Below are 18,483 nucleotides of genomic sequence, written 5' to 3' on the forward strand. Positions count from 1 at the left end.
ATGTTACTTAAGCGACGGGCCTTTGACCAGATGAGGACGTCTGAAAGGCGTTTACTTTAAGTCAGTGCCTGGGTTGAACCCCGAACAATTAATTCACAGTCCAGTAAACGGGAGCCGCTGCTGACCGTTTGTCCGTTCAGCTGATCCAGCAGCAACAGCATCGCTTCCCGGCCAATATCATAGCGGGGTTGCGCCACCGTCGAGAGCGGCGGATCGCAAAATTCAGACAGAGAAATGTTATCGAAGCCAATAATCGACAGGTCTTTCGGCACATTCAGGCCGCGCCGTTTGGCGTAAGAGAGTGCGCCCAGCGCCATTACGTCGCTATGGCAGAACACCGCGGTAGGCGGTTGCGGCAGCGACAGCAGTTTTTCCAGCGCCAGGCCGCCTGCGGCATAGGTGAAGTCACCGCGAGCGATATAGTGCGGATCCACCGTCGCCCCGGTGCGGCGCAGCGCCTGAACATAACCCTGCAGGCGATAGTGGCACAGCGGCATCTCTTCCGGTCCGGCGATACAGCCGATGCGTTTATGACCGAGCTCCTGCAGATAATTCACGGCATTGAATGCGGCGGTGAGGTTATCGATATGGACGGTCGGTAGCTCCAGTTCAGGAGCGAACTCGTTGGCCATCACCATTGGCGGTAGATTGCGCTGCTCTTCAATGCTGGCATCAAAAGGCAGACGGGAACCGAGCAGCAGCATGCCGTCGATCTGCTTGGTGATAATCAGGTCGATGAAGGTCTTTTCCTGCTGGTTCTGGTGCGCACAGTCGCCAATCAGCACCAGGTAGCCCTGGGCGGCGGCGGTCACTTCGATGCCGCGGATGATTTCGCTGAAAAAGGGATCGCAGATGTCGGGCACGATGACCAGAATGGTGCGGGATTCGTTTCGTTTGACGTTTCGGCCCATGGCCTGGGGCAGATAACCCACCTCCAGCGCAGCCTGCTCAACGCGATTACGCGTGCTTTGCGAGACTTTGTCGGGATTCATTAAGGCTCGGGATACCGTTGCCGTTGAGACTTTTGCTTTCAGGGCAACATCTTTCATGGTCGCCGAGGCAACCTCTTTCCTGGACTTCAACCTCTTCTCCTCGCAGGCGTATCACCGCTCTTCTGACTGAATCAGTTTTATCAGATTGCGAATGGAAGCGGTTACAGAATTTTCATAAAAAGTGTGAGTCATGTTGAATTTTTCGATCCGCCTCCCACCATTTTTTAGCTTTCAATGGGATCGACGTCCAGCACCCACTTCACCTTACGTGCTTCCGGCAGGGTATTTATTAATGCCAGTGTTCCGCTGACGATATGTTGCAGACGCACCCGCGAAGGGTGTTGCAGCAGAATTTGCCAACGATAGCGTCCGCCGCGTTTGGGCGCTAATGCCGGAACCGGACCTAAAATCCACAGCTGATTATCCACCAGCGGGCTGGCCTGCAGCAGATTGCGCAGCTGCTGGAGGAACAGCGGCGCCTGCTGGTTGTTGTGATCCTCGGCGCGGATAATCACATGGCTGGTCCACGGCGGGAGTTGCAGGGTCTGACGCTCCGCCAGGGCCTGCTCGGCAAAGGCGTCGTAGCCTTTATGCAGCAGGGTTTGCAGCAGCGGATGCTCGGGATGGTGGGTCTGCAGCACCACTTCGCCCTGTTTACCGGCGCGCCCGGCACGGCCCGCCACCTGGGTATAGAGCTGGGCAAAGCGCTCTGCAGAACGGAAATCCGCCGAGAACAGCGCGCCGTCAACGTCCAGCAGTGCCACCAGGGTGACGTCCGGGAAGTGGTGCCCTTTCGCCAGCATCTGGGTACCAATCAGGATGCGCGCCCCGCCGCGATGCACCTCCGCCAGCTGCTGCTCAAGCGCCCCTTTGCGGCTGGTGGTATCGCGGTCGATTCGCGAGATGGCCACGCCGGGGAAGAAGGGGGTCAGCGCCTGCTCCAGCTGCTCTGTGCCCAGCCCGACCGGCACCATATGGGTGGAGCCGCAGGAAGGGCACTGGCGCGGCACCGGACGCTGGCTGTCGCAGTGGTGACAGCGCAAATGGTGCTGCGCCTGATGCAGAGTGTAGTAGTGATCGCAGCGCGGGCACTCGGCTATCCAGCCGCAGTCGTGACACAGCAGCGCCGGGGCAAAGCCGCGACGGTTGAGAAACAGGATCACCTGGTTGTTGGCCTGCAGATGCTGGCGCATGCGGGTAATTAACGCCGGGGCTAATCCCGCCTGCACCTGCTGACCTTTCAGATCCAGCACGTGCTGCATGGCTGGCCGGGCATTACCTGCCCGTCGCGTCAGGCGTAATAGATGATATTTTCGCTGGCGCACATTATGCAGCGTCTCCAGCGCAGGGGTCGCCGAGCCAAGAATAATCGGGATCTGCTCGCTGTGGGCGCGATACACCGCCAGGTCGCGGGCGTGATAGCGCCAGCCTTCCTGCTGTTTATAAGAGCTGTCGTGCTCTTCGTCGATAACGATGACGCCGAGATTTTTAAACGGCGTGAACAGGGATGAGCGGGTGCCAATCACAATCGCCGCTTCGCCATTTTTGGCTTTCAGCCAGGCGCTGAGGCGCTCGCTGTCGTTTAAGCCGGAGTGCAGCACCTCGACCGGGGCGTTAAACCGCTCGCGAAAACGGGCGATGGTCTGCGGCGTCAGGCCGATTTCCGGCACCATCACCAGCGCCTGTTTGCCCTGAGCCAGCACATTTTCCAGCACGCTCAGATAGACTTCGGTCTTACCGGAACCGGTGACGCCCGCCAGCAGCCAGGCCGAGAAGCGATCGGAGGCGCTGTGGATCGCGCCAACGGCGGTTGCCTGTTCGGTATTCAGGCGCAGACGGTCGCCCGCCACGCTAAAACCTTCGCGCCAGTCGATAAGCGCCGGCGCTTCGCAGGCCAGCTCGCTCAGCCCTTTTTTGCGCAAGCTCTGCAGCGCCGCGTCGTTAAAATCGAGGCTCTCAACCTGGTGCCGCCAGATCCGGCCCTGGCGTAACGCCGCCAGCGCCTGCTGCTGTTTCGGGGAGCGTTTCAGGCTGTTAATGTCCACCGCCTGGCCCTGCTCGGTGGCAAACCAGTACCACATCGGCGCGTGGCTGGCGCTTTTGCCCTGACGTAACAGAATGGGCAGGGCGTGAAACAACACGTCGCCAATGGGATGATGATAATAGTCGGCGGCCCACAGCAGCAGTCGCCAGACGCTGGAGGAATAGACCGGTTCGCTGTCCAGCACCTCAACCACGCTCTTCAGGTCACTGAGAGGCAGTTCGCTTTGCTGGCTGACGGAAACCACAACGCCCACCCGCTGCTGTTTGCCAAACGGCACCGTCACGCGACAGCCCGCTACGGCCTGCATGCCGTCCGGCAGCAGGTAGTCGAAGGTGCGGGGAAGCGGAACGGGCAGGGCAACGTGAGCAACGGGCATCGAATCTTCCTGACTTGAAAAGTGGCGCGTTAGTATACACATTAGTGAAAGGCGGCGTGCGGATCAGTTTGCATACCCTGGTTAAATTCTGTATGATTCGCCGCCTTTGGTGCACTTTGCATCAAAGAACTTACATTCAACATCGCGTGGTGTCTGGCGTTAGGGCTGGAAGAGCGACGCGGCCTTAACTGAGGTTCTCCCATGAAAAAAGATATCCATCCTAAATACGAAATGATTACTGCAAACTGCTCTTGCGGTAACTCTATCCAGATCCGCTCCACCGTGGGTCACGATCTGAACCTGGACGTGTGCGGCCAGTGCCACCCGTTCTACACTGGTAAGCAGCGTGATGTTGCAACCGGTGGCCGTGTTGACCGCTTCAACAAGCGTTTCAGCATCCCGGGCTCTTCTAAGTAAGATGCATCCCGAAAAAAGCGCCGCAAGGCGCTTTTTTTGTATCTGCAAATCAGTATTCCCACGTATCCGGGTCGATACCCAGTTCACGCATGATCACCTTCGCCTCTTCCGGAATTTCATCGCTACGCTCTTTGCGCAGGTCTTCATCGTTCGGCAAAGGCTGGCCGGTAAACGCGTGCAGGAACGCTTCGCACAGCAGCTCGCTGTTGGTAGCGTGACGCAGGTTATTCACCTGACGACGCGTGCGCTCATCGGTGAGGATTTTTAACACCTTCAGAGGAATGGAAACCGTAATTTTTTTTACTTGTTCACTCTTCTTACCGTGCTCAGCGTATGGGCTGATATATTCGCCGCTCCATTCAGCCATGAGATACCTTTAATCCTCTCTGTCATTAATATGAGGCCGACACCGCAGCGGTTCGCAGGGTTTCGCGCCATAATCTCGCGTAGTTTACCGTAGAGACGCCGTCGTGACACGGATATTGCCTCTGCGGTATGCGCTAAAGCATATAATTTTAACGGCTATTTGCGCATTGCTCAATCTATACGCAAAGAAGTTTAGATGTCCAGATGTATTGACGTCCATATAATCAATGTTTACTCTGGTGCCTGACTTTTCATCCATTAAGCCAGGAAGCCTTCACCATGACGCGTAAACAGGCCACCATCGCAGTGCGTAGCGGATTGAATGACGACGAACAGTACGGCTGCGTTGTCCCGCCGATTCATCTCTCCAGTACCTATAACTTCACCGGATTTAATGAACCACGCGCCCATGACTACTCGCGCCGTGGCAACCCTACGCGTGATGTCACCCAGCGTGCGCTGGCGGAACTGGAAGGTGGCGCAGGCGCGGTGATGACCAACACCGGCATGTCGGCGATTCATCTGGTGACCACCGTGTTCCTGAAACCTGGCGATCTGCTGGTGGCCCCGCACGACTGTTATGGCGGCAGCTACCGTCTGTTCGACAGCCTGGCGAAGCGCGGTTGCTATCGCGTGCTGTTTGTCGATCAGGGTGATGAGCAGGCGCTGAAACAGGCGCTGGCAGAAAAACCGAAGCTGGTATTAATCGAAAGTCCAAGCAACCCGCTGCTGCGCGTTGTGGACATCGCAAAAATTTGTCAGCTTTCGAGGGATGCGGGAGCGATAAGTGTAGTGGATAATACGTTCCTCAGTCCGGCGCTACAGAACCCGCTGGCACTGGGAGCAGATCTGGTATTGCATTCATGCACCAAATATCTGAACGGCCACTCGGATGTGGTTGCCGGGGTGGTGATTGCAAAAGATCCGGAGGTTGTCACCGAACTGGCATGGTGGGCGAATAACATCGGCGTCACCGGCAGCGCGTTCGACAGCTATCTGCTGCTGCGTGGTCTGCGCACCCTGTCGCCGCGTATGGACGTGGCGCAGCGTAATGCCCAGGCGATTGTCGATTTCCTGAAAACCCAGCCGCTGGTGAAAAAGCTTTATCACCCGTCGCTGCCGGAGAATCAGGGGCACGAGATTGCGGCGCGTCAGCAAAAGGGTTTTGGCGCGATGTTAAGCTTTGAACTGGATGGCGATGAGCAGACGCTGCGTCGCTTCCTGAGCGGGTTGTCACTGTTTACGCTGGCGGAATCTTTAGGTGGGGTTGAAAGCTTGATCTCCCACGCCGCCACCATGACGCACGCAGGCATGGCGCCAGAAGCGCGTGCCGCCGCCGGGATCTCTGAGACGCTGTTGCGTATCTCAACCGGTATTGAAGATTGTGAAGATTTAATTGCCGATCTGGAAAATGGCTTCCAGGTCGCAGCCAAGGGGTAATCATGAGTGTGATAGCGCAGGCAGGGGCGAAGGGTCGTCAGCTGCACAAGTTTGGTGGTAGTAGTCTTGCTGATGTGAAATGTTACCTGCGGGTCGCGGGGATCATGGCAGAGTATTCGATGCCGGGGGACATGATGGTTGTCTCCGCGGCGGGCAGCACCACCAACCAGTTGATTAGCTGGCTGAAGTTAAGCCAGACCGATCGTCTCTCTGCGCATCAGGTTCAACAAGCGTTACGCCGTTATCAGAGTGAACTGATCGCCGGTTTATTACCTGCTGACGTAGCCGATGGCCTGATTAGCAACTTTATCCAGGATCTGGAGCGGCTGGCCGCGTTACTCGACAGCGGCGTGACCGATGCCGTCTACGCAGAAGTGGTGGGCCACGGCGAAGTGTGGTCTGCCCGTCTGATGGCGGCCGTCCTGCAACAGCAGGGGCTGGAGGCCGCATGGCTGGACGCGCGTGATTTCCTGCGCGCCGAACGTGGCGCTCAGCCGCAGGTGGATGAAGGCCTCTCCTATCCGCTGCTTCAGCAACTGCTGGTGCAGCATCCGAATAAACGTATTGTCGTGACCGGCTTTATCAGCCGCAGCAACGCGGGTGAAACCGTGCTGCTGGGACGTAACGGCTCCGACTACTCTGCGACGCAGATCGGTGCCCTGGCGGGCGTCTCTCGCGTCACCATCTGGAGCGACGTGGCCGGCGTCTACAGTGCCGACCCGCGTAAGGTGAAAGATGCGTGCCTGCTGCCGCTGCTGCGTCTCGACGAAGCCAGCGAACTGGCGCGCCTCGCGGCCCCGGTTCTTCACGCCCGTACCCTACAGCCGGTCTCCGGCAGCGATATCGACCTGCAGCTGCGCTGTAGCTATACGCCGGATCAGGGGTCAACCCGCATTGAGCGCGTGCTGGCCTCCGGCACGGGGGCGCGTATCGTTACCAGCCATGACGATATCTGCCTGATCGAGTTCCTCGTTCCGGCCGGGCAGGATTTCAAACAGGCGCATAAAGAGATTGATCTGATCCTCAAGCGTGCTCAGGTGCGTCCGCTGGCCGTGGGTGTGCATACTGACCGCCACCTGCTGCAGTTCTGCTACACCGCAGAAGTGGCCGACAGCGCGCTGAAAATTCTCGATGAAGCGGGCCTGCCGGGCGAGCTTCGTCTGCGTCAGGGGCTGGCGCTGATCGCCATGGTCGGCGCGGGCGTCACCCGTAACCCGCTGCACTGCCACCGTTTCTGGCAGCAGCTGAAAGGCCAGCCGGTTGAATTTACCTGGCAGTCGGAAGAGGGCATCAGCCTGGTGGCGGTGATGCGTACCGGGCCAACGGAGAGCCTGATCCAGGGGCTGCACCAGTCGCTGTTCCGCGCCGAAAAACGTATCGGCCTGATGCTGTTCGGGAAAGGCAATATCGGTTCCCGCTGGCTGGAGCTGTTTGCCCGCGAACAGACCACGCTTTCCGCGCGTACCGGCTTTGAATTTGTGCTGGCGGGGGTAGTGGACAGCCGCCGCAGCCTGCTCAGCTATGAAGGGCTGGACGCCAGCCGTGCGCTGGCCTTCTTCAACGACGAAGCCATTGAGCAGGATGAAGAGTCGCTGTTCCTGTGGATGCGTGCCCATCCATATGACGACCTGGTGGTGCTGGATGTGACCGCCAGCGAGCAGCTGGCCGATCAGTATCTTGATTTTGCCAGCCACGGTTTCCACGTCATCAGCGCCAACAAACTGGCGGGTGCAAGCAATACCCGCAACTACCGTCAGATTCATGACGCGTTTGAAAAAACGGGCCGTCACTGGCTGTACAATGCCACCGTCGGCGCGGGTCTGCCGGTTAACCACACCGTGCGCGACCTGATCGAAAGCGGCGACAGCATTCTGGCGATCAGCGGTATTTTCTCCGGCACTCTCTCCTGGCTGTTCCTGCAGTTTGATGGCACCGTGCCGTTCACCGACCTGGTGGATCAGGCGTGGCAGCAGGGGCTGACCGAGCCGGACCCACGCGTTGACCTCTCCGGGAAAGACGTGATGCGTAAGCTGGTGATTGTGGCGCGTGAGGCGGGCTACGACATCGAGCCGAATCAGGTACGTGTGGAGTCGCTGGTGCCAGCGGGCTGCGAAGAGGGATCTGTCGATCACTTCTTCGAGAACGGCGATGCGCTGAACGAGCAGATGCTACAGCGTCTGGAAGCGGCGCGCGAAATGGGCCTGGTGCTGCGCTACGTGGCGCGTTTCGATGCCAACGGCAAAGCGCGCGTTGGGGTTGAGGCCGTACGTCCTGAACATCCGCTGGCGGCGCTGCTGCCGTGCGATAACGTCTTTGCCATCGAAAGCCGCTGGTATCGCGATAACCCGCTGGTTATCCGTGGTCCGGGTGCGGGCCGCGACGTGACCGCTGGGGCAATCCAGTCAGATATCAACCGTCTGGCGCAGCTGCTGTAATCTTTGTGTTTTCCCCCTCTCCCCTAAGGGGAGAGGGAATAGTTACCCCATCCTGAACGTTTTTCACTTTCCCTGAGCATTCCTCACCGTTATTGATGATATTTTCAGTTGACGCCAGTCCGCTTTTCCGTCATTTTTACATCTGGACGTCTAAACGTATAGAAGTTCGAACACAATAAACAACGACACGCGATTGATGAGGTAAGGTATGAGCTTTTTTCACGCCAACCAGCGGGAAGCCCTGAATCAGAGCCTGGCTGAAGTAAACGGCCAGATTAACGTCTCTTTTGAATTTTTCCCGCCGCGCACCAGTGAAATGGAGCAGACCCTGTGGGCCTCTATCGATCGCCTGAGCAGCCTGAAGCCAAAATTTGTCTCCGTAACTTACGGCGCCAACTCCGGCGAGCGCGACCGCACGCACAGCATCATCAAGGGGATTAAGGACCGTACCGGTCTGGAAGCTGCCCCGCATCTGACCTGTATTGACGCCACCCGTGACGAGCTGCGCGCCATCGCCCAGGATTACTGGAACAACGGTATTCGTCATATCGTGGCCCTGCGCGGCGACCTGCCGCCAGGCAGCGGCAAGCCGGAGATGTACGCCACCGATCTGGTTGCCCTGTTGAAAGAGGTTGGTGACTTCGATATCTCCGTCGCGGCCTACCCGGAAGTTCACCCGGAGGCGAAAAGCGCCCAGGCGGATCTGCTCAATCTGAAACGTAAAGTCGATGCCGGTGCGAACCGCGCCATCACCCAGTTCTTCTTTGATGTGGAAAGCTATCTGCGCTTCCGTGACCGCTGTGTTTCAGCCGGTATCGACGTGGAGATTATCCCGGGGATCCTGCCGGTCTCTAACTTCAAACAGGCGAAGAAATTTGCCGACATGACCAACGTGCGTATCCCGCTGTGGATGGCAAAAATGTATGAAGGTCTGGACGATGACGCTGAAACCCGCAAGCTGGTGGGCGCGAATATCGCTATGGACATGGTGAAAATTCTCAGCCGCGAAGGGGTAAAAGATTTCCATTTCTATACCCTCAACCGCGCCGAAATGAGCTACGCGATCTGCCACACTTTGGGGGTTCGCCCGGGCCTGTAAAAGCAAATCCCTCATAAATATGAGGGATTTTTTGTTTTCGTCCGATTTCGACGGAAATAACTATCAAATCTGTGGATGGTTTCAATTATCTCTTGCTCCCGGTGGTGTATATCCTAACGGTAAAATCATAGAGGGAGCAGAGCGATGAGTAAGTCCGACGAGAATCAGAATTCAGGTAAATGCCCATTCCACCAGGGCAGTTATGACAAGAGTGCGGGTGCTGGCACCAACAGCCGGGACTGGTGGCCTAAACAACTTCGTATCGACCTTCTCAATCAGCATTCCGAACGTTCTAACCCCCTGGGCAAAGATTTCAATTACCGCAAAGAGTTCAGCAAACTCGATTATTCCGCGCTGAAGGGCGATCTTAAAGCCCTGCTGACCGATTCACAGCCATGGTGGCCTGCGGACTGGGGGAGCTATGCCGGTCTGTTCATTCGTATGGCGTGGCACGGTGCGGGCACCTATCGTTCAGTCGACGGACGCGGCGGCGCGGGCCGTGGTCAGCAGCGTTTCTCTCCGCTCAACTCCTGGCCGGATAACGTCAGCCTCGATAAGGCGCGTCGTCTGCTGTGGCCGATCAAACAAAAATATGGCCAGAAAATTTCCTGGGCTGACCTGTTTATTCTCGCGGGCAACGTAGCGCTGGAAAACTCCGGCTTCAGAACCTTTGGCTTTGGTGCCGGGCGTGAAGACGTGTGGGAACCGGATCTGGACGTTAACTGGGGGGATGAAAAAGCCTGGTTAACCCATCGTGACCCGGAAGCGCTGGCGAAGAATCCGCTGTCAGCTACCGAAATGGGGCTGATTTACGTGAACCCGGAAGGGCCAAACGCCAGCGGCGAACCGCTGTCGGCGGCGGCGGCTATTCGCGCCACCTTCGGCAATATGGGGATGAACGATGAAGAGACCGTCGCGCTGATCGCCGGTGGTCATACCCTGGGTAAAACTCACGGGGCAGGGGAAGCCAGCCATGTGGGTGTCGATCCGGAAGGCGGTCCGCTTGAGGCGCAGGGCCTGGGCTGGACCAGCACCCACGGTACCGGTATCGGGGCGGATGCGATTACCTCCGGCCTGGAGGTGATCTGGTCGCAGACGCCGACCCAGTGGAGCAACTACTTCTTCGAGAACCTCTATAAATACGACTGGGTGCAAACCCGCAGCCGGCCGGGGCGATTCAGTTTGAAGCGGTGAACGCGCCGGAAATCATGCCCGATCCGTTCGACCCGTCGAAAAAACGTAAGCCGACCATGCTGGTTACCGACCTGACGCTGCGCTTCGATCCTGAGTTCGACAAGATCTCACGCCGCTTCCTGAACGATCCGCAGGCATTTAACGAAGCCTTCGCCCGGGCGTGGTTCAAACTGACCCATCGTGATATGGGGCCGATTTCCCGTTATATCGGACCGGAAGTACCGAAAGAAGAGCTGATTTGGCAGGATCCGCTGCCGCAGCCATTCTTCCACCCGTCCGCTGACGATATCCAGAGCCTGAAAGAAGATATTGCGGCTTCCGGACTGTCGGTGAGTGAACTGGTGTCCGTAGCATGGGCGTCGGCCTCCACCTTCCGCGGTGGCGATAAGCGTGGCGGTGCCAACGGCGCACGTCTGGCACTGGCGCCGCAGCGCAGCTGGGATGTTAACGCCGTAGCGGCACGCGTTCTGCCGGTGCTGGAAGGCATCTATAAATCTGCGCATAAAGCGTCGCTGGCGGACATCATCGTGCTGGCCGGTGTGGTGGGCGTCGAGCAGGCGGCGAAAGCGGCGGGCTTCAACATCACCGTTCCCTTTACGCCAGGCCGCGTAGATGCACGTCAGGATCAGACCGATATCGGCATGTTCTCGCTGCTGCAGCCGGTTGCCGATGGCTTCCGTAACTACCGTGCGGCCATCGACGTGTCGACTACCGAATCGCTGCTGATTGATAAAGCGCAGCAGCTGACCCTGACCGCGCCAGAGATGACGGTGCTGCTGGGCGGGCTGCGTGTGCTGGGCGCTAACTTTGACGGCGGTAAGAGCGGCGTCTTTACCGATCGCGTGGGCGTCCTCAGCACTGACTTCTTCGTCAATCTGCTGGATATGGGCACGCAGTGGAAAGCTACTGATGAATCCAGCGAGCTGTTTGAAGGCCGCGACCGCGTGAGTGGAGAAGTGAAATATCAGGCAAGCCGTGCCGACCTGGTATTTGGTTCTAACTCCGTACTGCGTGCCCTGGCAGAGGTTTACGCCAGCAGCGATGCTCACGAGAAGTTCGTGAACGACTTTGTCGCGGCATGGGTGAAAGTGATGAATCTCGACCGGTTTGATCTGCTGTAAAAGGAAAATCCCCGCTTCGGCGGGGATTTTTTTTGCCGGGTGGCGGCTACGCCTTACCCGGCCTACAAAACCCGTAGGCCCGTGCAAGCGCAGCGCCGCCGGGCAACAGCCGCTACTCCCACTCCTGCATAAATCGCTGACCGTACTGGTCGGCAACCAGCAGTGCCGCATATACCTGATCCGGCGTGGTGCCGCCCGGCATGTTATGGATGGTTTCATCTTTCGCGCAGGATGCCGTCGCCACCAGGCGCATTTTGGCCGGGATATCGGTGGTGATATCCAGCTGTGCCAGGGTGATGGGTAACCCCACGCTGTGGCAGAGCGCCGCGACGGTTTCTATCTCTTCAACCGGGGCATTCTCCAGTACCAGTTGGGTCAGGGTGCCGAACGCCACTTTCTCGCCGTGATAGTAATGATGGGCATCCGGGATGGCGGTCAGCCCGTTGTGAATGGCGTGCGCCGCCGCCAGCCCACCACTCTCAAAGCCGACGCCGCTCAGATAGGTATTCGCTTCAATCACCCGCTCAAGGGCAGGGGTCACCACATGCTGCTCCGCGGCCAGCATCGCTTTCTCACCCTCTTCAATCAGGGTGTTGTAGCACAGCTCGGCCAGCGCCAGGGCTGCCTGTGTGCATTTGCCGCCCGCCATGGTAGTCGCACCGCTGCGCGAGCAGGCCCGGGCTTCAAACCAGGTCGCCAGCGCGTCGCCAATACCGGCAGCCAGCAGGCGCGCAGGGGCACCGGCCACCACTTTGGTATCCACAATCACGATGTTCGGGTTGTGGGGCAGCATCAGGTAGCGATCGAATTCCCCGCTGTCGGTGTAGATGACGGAGAGCGCGCTGCAGGGCGCATCGGTGGAGGCGATAGTCGGGGCGATAGCGACAGGAACGTCCATAAAATGCGCCAGCGCTTTAGCGGTATCCAGCGTTTTACCGCCGCCGATGCCGAGGATCGCCTGGCAGTCGGCGCTCTTCGCCAGCTGACGCAGCCGGTCAATCTCGTTCTGCGAACATTCGCCGCCAAAGGGCGCGATTTCTACGTACAGTTCCGCCTGTTTAAAGCTCTGGCGCAGCGTCTCTTCGGCAAAGCCCAGTACAAATTTATCGCCCACTACCAGCCAGCGCGCGGCCAGCGGTTTCAGGTAATCACCGAGGCGTGAGAGCACGTCTGCACCCTGAATGTATTTGCCGGGCGATTGAATAATACGATCCATCATATGTCTCCTTTACAGGTTGAGGCTACCAAACGTGTTTTTCCAGTCCTGCTCAAACTTGTCTATGGCTGACTCTACCGCTGGCGTATTGAGCATTTGTTGCGCGACATCAGTGGGCAGGGTGATCGCCTCACAGCCAGCAAGCAGGCAGTCCAGCGCCTGACGCGGCGTTTTGAAGCTGGCAGCCAGCACCATGCTGTCTGGCGCATGCAGTTCCAGCAGGGTTTGCAGCTCCTGCACCGTGCGGATCCCGTCTCCGCCCTGAGCATCCACGCGATTAACGTACGGCGCGATGTACTTCGCCCCGGCCAGCGCCGCCAGCAGACCCTGAGATGCGCTGTACACTGCGGTGCCGAGCGTGGTAATGCCCTCTTTTTTAAGCGCTTTGATGGCGACAAGCCCTTCTGCGGTTACCGGGATTTTGACCACGATGTCGGGGATCGCATCACGCAGGCGTCTGGCTTCGGCAACCATCCCTTCGGCGCTGCGGCTCATGGTCTGGGCGAACAGGGTCCCCTGGGGGCCGATGGCTTTCTGCAGGCGCGGCAGGACATCCCAGAGCGGTTCACCGCTGGCGGCAATAATGCTCGGATTAGTGGTGATACCCGCAATGGGGAAGATGCGGGCGAGGCGTTCAACGTCCGCCACGTTGGCGGTATCGAGATACAATTCCATTATTTTTCCTTAAGTCAGCGGATATGAATTAAGGATACGGCGGGCCTGACGGGGTGAGCCAGAGGTCAAATTTGCCAAATACTGGACAAATGTAAGGTCCTTAGCGAAGTGAGAGGACGATCACAATGCTAGTTTTTGGCGGTAAGCTGGCTGTGATACTGGCGGCGATATTCCGAAGGTGAGCGCTCGGTGTGCCTGCGAAACAGGCGGCAAAAGTAGTTGCTGTCGGTAAAGCCGCAGTGTGCGGCAATGTCCTTAATTTTCAGGTCATAGCCTTTGAGAAGCTGTCGGGCATGCTCGAGACGGGTTCTGGTCAGGTATTCATTGAACCCCACGCTGCCGGTCTTTTGAAAAAGGTGAGAAAGGTAGTTGGGTGAAATGTAAAACGCCTGCGCCACCGACTCACGGGTAAGCGGTGCGGCATGATGTTCTTCGATATGGCTGCGAATAGCTTCAAAAAGTGCCCGACTGCGGGAGGCGGTGTGAATGTCGCTGCCCAGCAGATCGCGGCAGTGGCTGAGCAGACTTAAGACCACCAGTCTCGCCGTGGCCTGCTCGTCCGGCTGCATTTGCAATTCAGCGAGGGTTTGCAGCAAAAAGGCACCGATTCTTGGCCCGCGTCTGGCGACCTGCTGCTGAAGCAACACGGTGGTGTCGCGCTGGAGCTGAAGCGTCAGTTGCTGCTTCCCGAAAATGATGCTGAGCAGGGTGGCGGGCTGAAGGTCAGCAATAAACCCGACGGAAGAGAACACCGCGTCATGGGTTCCGCCTTCAAGAACAATCGTAAGACGAGGAGAAGCGTTGGGGATCGGGTCGACCGGAGATGCAAATCGCACCTGATGCAGGGGCGACGTGCCGTTGATCAGATCGGTCAGGATTGAGGTGATATCGTGGGGCATGGTGGGAGTACCAGAATAGCCGGGTGGCGCTAACGCTTACCTGGCCTACTTATCGTAGGCCCTTGCAAGCGCAGCGCCGCCGGGCATAAAACATTAACCGGTGTTACGCATCCCCGCCGCAACGCCCGCGATGGTCACCATCAGCGCTTGTTCCACACGTGGATCCGGCTCCTGACCCTCTTCTTCTGCTTTACGCGAACGGTACAGCAGTTCGGCCTGCAGAACGTTCAGCGGATCGGTGTAGATGTTACGCAGCTGGATAGACTCTGCAATCCACGGCAGGTCGGCCATCAGATGGGAATCGTTGGCGATAGCCAGCACCACTTTGATGTCGCCTTCCAGCAGTTCACGCAGTTCGGTACCCAGCTTCCACAGCTCCGGTTTCACCAGACGCTGATCGTAGTACTCCGCCAGCCACAGGTCGACTTTGGAGAAGACCATCTCCAGCATGCCCAGACGGGTGGAGAAGAACGGCCAGTCGCGGCACATGGTTTCCAGTTCGCTCTGCTTACCGTCATCCACCACTTTCTGCAGGGCGGCGCCGGCACCCAGCCAGGCCGGGAGCATCAGGCGGTTTTGCGTCCACGCGAAGATCCACGGGATGGCACGCAGGGACTCAACGCCACCGGTCGGACGACGCTTGGCCGGACGGGAACCGAGCGGCAGTTTACCCAGCTCCTGCTCAGGTGTGGCCGAGCGGAAGTAAGGCACGAAGTCTTTGTTTTCACGCACGTAGCCGCGGTACAGATCGCAGGAGATATCTGACAGCTCGTCCATGATATGGCACCAGGCCTCTTTCGGCTCCGGCGGTGGCAGCAGGTTGGCTTCCAGAATGGCGCTGGTGTACAGCGACAGGCTGCTGATGGTCACTTCCGGCAGGCCGTACTTGAAGCGGATCATCTCGCCCTGTTCGGTCACGCGCAGACCGCCTTTCAGGCTGCCCGGTGGCTGTGAAAGCAGCGCCGCATGCGCTGGCGCACCGCCACGACCGATAGAGCCGCCGCGACCGTGGAACAGAGTCAGCTCAATGCCCGCTTTCTCGCAGGTTTTGATCAGGGAGTCCTGCGCCTGATACTGCGCCCAGGAGGCAGCCATTACGCCCGCATCTTTTGCGGAGTCGGAATAGCCAATCATCACCATCTGTTTGCCCTGAATAAAGCCGCGATACCAGTCGATGTTCAGCAGCTGGGTCATCACGTCATTGGCGTTGTTCAGGTCATCAAGGGTTTCGAACAGCGGTGCCACCGGCAGGGCATAGTCGATGCCGGCTTCTTTCAGCAGCAGATGAACGCCCAGCACGTCGGACGGGGTCTTCGCCATGGAGATCACATAGGCGGCCACCGATCCTTTCGGCGCATCAACGATCGCTTTGCAGGTGTTGAGCACTTCGCGGGTGTCGTTGCTCGGCTCCCAGTTGCGTGGCAGCAGAGGACGTTTGGAGTTCAGCTCGCGGATCAGGAAGGCCTGTTTGTCGGCTTCTGACCAGCTTTCGTAGTCGCCGATGCCAAGGTAGCGGGTCAGCTCGCCCAGCGCTTCGGTATGACGGGTGCTTTCCTGACGTACGTCGATACGCACCAGTGGCACGCCAAAACACTTCACGCGACGCAGGGTGTCGAGCAGTTCGCCGTTGGCGATGATGCCCATGCCGCACGCCTGCAGAGATTTATAACAGGCGTACAGCGGATCCCAGAGCTGCTCGTTCTGGCTCAGCAGTCCTTCCGGCTTCGGCAGGCGCTGGCCTTTCAGACGCGCTTCCAGCCAGGCCTGCGTTGCCAGCAGCTGGCCGCGCAGCTTTTTCATCAGATAGCGGTAAGGCTCGCTCGCACCCTCTTCACCGGCCAGCTCGCGCAGTTCCGGGGTGGCTTCAACCATCGACAGCTCAGAGATCAGCACCTGAATATCTTTCAGGAACAGATCGGTCGCTTTCCAGCGGCTCAGCAGCAGCACGTGGCGGGTGATGTCGGCAGTGACGTTCGGGTTGCCGTCGCGGTCGCCGCCCATCCAGGAGGTGAAGCGGACCGGGACAAAATCCACCGGCAGGCGATAGCCGAGGTTCTCTTCCAGCTGTTCATTCAGCTCGCGCAGGTAGTTTGGCACCCCTTCCCACAGGCTGTTTTCCACCACCGCAAAGCCCCACTTGGCTTCATCTACCGGGCTTGGGCGGTGCTTACGAATTTCATCGGTATGCCAGGACTGGGCAATCAGCTGGCGCAGGCGGCGCATCAGCTGGTTACGTTCGTAGTCAACGATCTCTTTGTTATCCAGCTGCTTCAGGCAGTTGTTCACTTCCACCATTTTGTGGATCAGGGTACGACGGGTGATCTCGGTCGGGTGGGCGGTGAGCACCAGCTCCAGCGACAGGGACTCGACGGCCTTTTTAATGGTGGCTTCGTTGAGATCGGGTTGGTCCTTGAGCTTTCTGAGCGTACGGGCAATCACTTCCGGGTTGCTTGCCGCTTCGCCGTTCGGCGAAATGCTGTGGTACTGCTCGGCGGTGTTCGCCAGATTCAGAAACTGGCTGAAGGCACGGGCAACAGGCAGCAGTTCGTCATTGGAGAGGTTCTGCAGGGTGGTGAGCAGCTCCTGACGATTGGCTTCGTTACCTGCACGGGAAGATTTGGACAGCTTGCGGATAGTTTCAACGCGATCGAGGATGTTTTCCCCCAACGCGTCTTTGATGGTATCTCCAAGCACTTTGCCGAGCATACTGACATTACTACGCAACGCGGAATATTGTTCGTTCATAAAAACCCAGTCACCCCATCATTTTTGTTTATGCCCTGCCAGACATCTAACGGACATTATTTTGTCATCTCCCTTTATAAAGCCACGTAAAACCCCCGTCGTCAATTGCTGCGAAAACGGTTCAGCAAACGAATAAATGCGGGCAATTTACGAAATTTAATTCGCTTTGCGTCAGATAAGAGATGCTTATGAGAATGTGACGAAGATCGCGGGATTTTCCCCTCTCCGAAGAGAGGGGAGGCGTGATTAATGCCAGCAGAAGTGATGCACAACCTGGGTAATCAGTTCGCGGGTGGGCTTGATAAAGCGCGTTTCCAGATACTCATCCGGCTGATGGGCCTGGTTAATGGAGCCCGGGCCGAGCACCAGGGTCGGGCACAGGGTCTGAATAAACGGCGCTTCGGTGCAGTAGTTCACCACGTCGGTTTTCTCGCCGAGCAGTTTCTCCACCACTTCCACCAGCTGGTGGTCCGGCGGGCACTCATAACCCGGGATCGGCGGATGCAGGTCGGACACCGTCAGACGGCCCGGCCAGCGTTCACTCACCGGTGCCAGCGCTTCGGTCAGTAAGCCATTCAGATCGCTCAGAGTCATGCCCGGCAGCGGACGGATATCCATATGCAGTTCACAGCAGGCGCAGATACGGTTAGACGCATCGCCGCCGTGCAGGCTGCCGAGGTTCAGCGTGGGATACGGCACGGTGAAGGCGTCGTAGTGATAGCGCTCTTTCAAATCGTCACGCAGGGTCATGATGCGGCCGATGGCGTCGTGCATCAGTTCAATGGCGTTGACGCCGCGCGCCGGATCGCTGGAGTGGCCGGACTGGCCCAGCACGCGCACCGCCGTAGAGATATGGCCTTTGTGGGCACGGATCGGTTGCAGGGACGTTGGCTCGCCGATAATCGCGCAATCCGGGCGAATCGCCGTGTTTTCCGAGAAGTATCGCGCGCCCGCCATGCTGGTCTCTTCGTCGGCGGTAGCCAGAATATAGAGCGGCTTTTTCAGTGTGGTGACGTCAACGTCACGCAGCGCGTCGAGGATAAAGGCGAAGAAGCCTTTCATGTCGGCGGTGCCCAGCCCGTAGAGCTTGTTGTCATGCTCGGTCAGGGTGAAGGGATCGCGCGTCCAGCGCCCGTCATCAAACGGAACGGTGTCGGTGTGTCCCGCCAGCAGCAGACCGCCGGCGCCCTGGCCGTTACTGGCGAGCAGGTTAAATTTATTACGGGTTCCCGGTACCGGCTGAACCTCCACCTTAAAGCCGAGATCGCTGAACCACCCCGCCAGCAGATTGATTAAAGTCTCATTACTCTGATCCAGCGCTTCTTCCGTTGCGCTGATGGACGGCGTGGCAATCAGGGCGCGGTAGATCTCGATAAATGGCGGTAAATTCATTTTCATTGTTGACACACCTTAGGTCGTGATAGTATCAATATTCATGCAATAAATGTGAATAAAAATACATTA

12 protein-coding genes and 1 pseudogene are annotated in these 18,483 nt (G+C 58.2%); 5 read left to right on the forward strand and 8 right to left on the reverse strand.

All coding sequences use genetic code 11. The features are described from left to right. Nucleotides 1–56 precede the first annotated feature (56 nt). On the reverse strand, nt 57–1,082 hold the full coding sequence (gene cytR / locus K5I40_RS22380) for a DNA-binding transcriptional regulator CytR (protein ID WP_039032124.1): 1,026 nt from the start codon (nt 1,080–1,082) through the stop codon (nt 57–59). 134 nt (nt 1,083–1,216) lie between these two features. Next, nucleotides 1,217–3,412, reverse strand: a complete 2,196-nt coding sequence (gene priA, locus K5I40_RS22385; protein WP_039032123.1) for a primosomal protein N' — start codon at nt 3,410–3,412, stop codon at nt 1,217–1,219. A gap of 201 nt (nt 3,413–3,613) precedes the next feature. On the opposite strand from priA, the gene rpmE reads away from it, so the two are divergent. Beyond that, nucleotides 3,614–3,829 carry a 50S ribosomal protein L31 gene (rpmE, locus tag K5I40_RS22390; protein WP_039032122.1) on the forward strand — a complete coding sequence of 72 codons (216 nt, stop codon included), beginning with the start codon at nt 3,614–3,616 and terminating at the stop codon, nt 3,827–3,829. A gap of 49 nt (nt 3,830–3,878) precedes the next feature. Here rpmE and metJ read toward each other — a convergent pair whose 3' ends face one another. Beyond that, on the reverse strand, nt 3,879–4,196 hold the full coding sequence (gene metJ, locus K5I40_RS22395) for a met regulon transcriptional regulator MetJ (protein WP_007369220.1): 318 nt from the start codon (nt 4,194–4,196) through the stop codon (nt 3,879–3,881). Between the two features lie 278 nt (nt 4,197–4,474). Between metJ and metB the strand changes: the two genes are divergently transcribed. The 4 genes and pseudogenes from metB to katG all read left to right on the forward strand — a co-directional run bounded on the left by metB (nt 4,475) and on the right by katG (nt 11,484). Further along, nucleotides 4,475–5,635, forward strand: a complete 1,161-nt coding sequence (gene metB, locus K5I40_RS22400; protein WP_223075618.1) for a cystathionine gamma-synthase — start codon at nt 4,475–4,477, stop codon at nt 5,633–5,635. A 2-nt stretch (nt 5,636–5,637) separates the two neighbouring features. Then, a complete protein-coding gene (locus K5I40_RS22405) occupies nt 5,638–8,070 on the forward strand; it encodes a bifunctional aspartate kinase/homoserine dehydrogenase II (protein WP_039032120.1) in 2,433 nt (810 codons plus the stop codon). Nucleotides 8,071–8,278: 208 nt separating this feature from the next. Continuing rightward, nucleotides 8,279–9,169, forward strand: coding sequence for a methylenetetrahydrofolate reductase (gene metF / locus K5I40_RS22410; RefSeq protein ID WP_039032119.1), 891 nt, complete (start codon nt 8,279–8,281; stop codon nt 9,167–9,169). Between the two features lie 144 nt (nt 9,170–9,313). Beyond that, nucleotides 9,314–11,484, forward strand: a pseudogene (katG, locus tag K5I40_RS22415) (catalase/peroxidase HPI). Nucleotides 11,485–11,596: 112 nt separating this feature from the next. Here katG and K5I40_RS22420 read toward each other — a convergent pair. The 5 genes from K5I40_RS22420 to argE all read right to left on the reverse strand — a co-directional run bounded on the left by K5I40_RS22420 (nt 11,597) and on the right by argE (nt 18,417). Continuing rightward, nucleotides 11,597–12,700, reverse strand: a complete 1,104-nt coding sequence (locus K5I40_RS22420) for a glycerol dehydrogenase (RefSeq protein WP_138370882.1) — start codon at nt 12,698–12,700, stop codon at nt 11,597–11,599. Nucleotides 12,701–12,712: 12 nt separating this feature from the next. After that, nucleotides 12,713–13,375 carry a fructose-6-phosphate aldolase gene (gene fsa, locus K5I40_RS22425; RefSeq protein WP_138370881.1) on the reverse strand — a complete coding sequence of 221 codons (663 nt, stop codon included), beginning with the start codon at nt 13,373–13,375 and terminating at the stop codon, nt 12,713–12,715. A 128-nt stretch (nt 13,376–13,503) separates the two neighbouring features. Continuing rightward, the gene (locus K5I40_RS22430; RefSeq protein ID WP_139563828.1) at nt 13,504–14,274 is read right to left on the reverse strand and encodes a helix-turn-helix domain-containing protein; all 771 of its coding nucleotides are present in this window, start codon (nt 14,272–14,274) and stop codon (nt 13,504–13,506) included. 93 nt (nt 14,275–14,367) lie between these two features. Next, nucleotides 14,368–17,019: a phosphoenolpyruvate carboxylase gene (gene ppc / locus K5I40_RS22435; RefSeq protein ID WP_138370879.1), complete on the reverse strand. Its 2,652-nt coding sequence runs from the start codon at nt 17,017–17,019 to the stop codon at nt 14,368–14,370. 246 nt (nt 17,020–17,265) lie between these two features. After that, the gene (gene argE / locus K5I40_RS22440; RefSeq protein WP_223075617.1) at nt 17,266–18,417 is read right to left on the reverse strand and encodes an acetylornithine deacetylase; all 1,152 of its coding nucleotides are present in this window, start codon (nt 18,415–18,417) and stop codon (nt 17,266–17,268) included. Between the last annotated feature and the right edge of the window lie 66 nt (nt 18,418–18,483).

It is taken from the genome of Leclercia sp. LTM14 (assembly GCF_023736175.1).
Lineage (GTDB): Bacteria > Pseudomonadota > Gammaproteobacteria > Enterobacterales > Enterobacteriaceae > Enterobacter > Enterobacter barmai.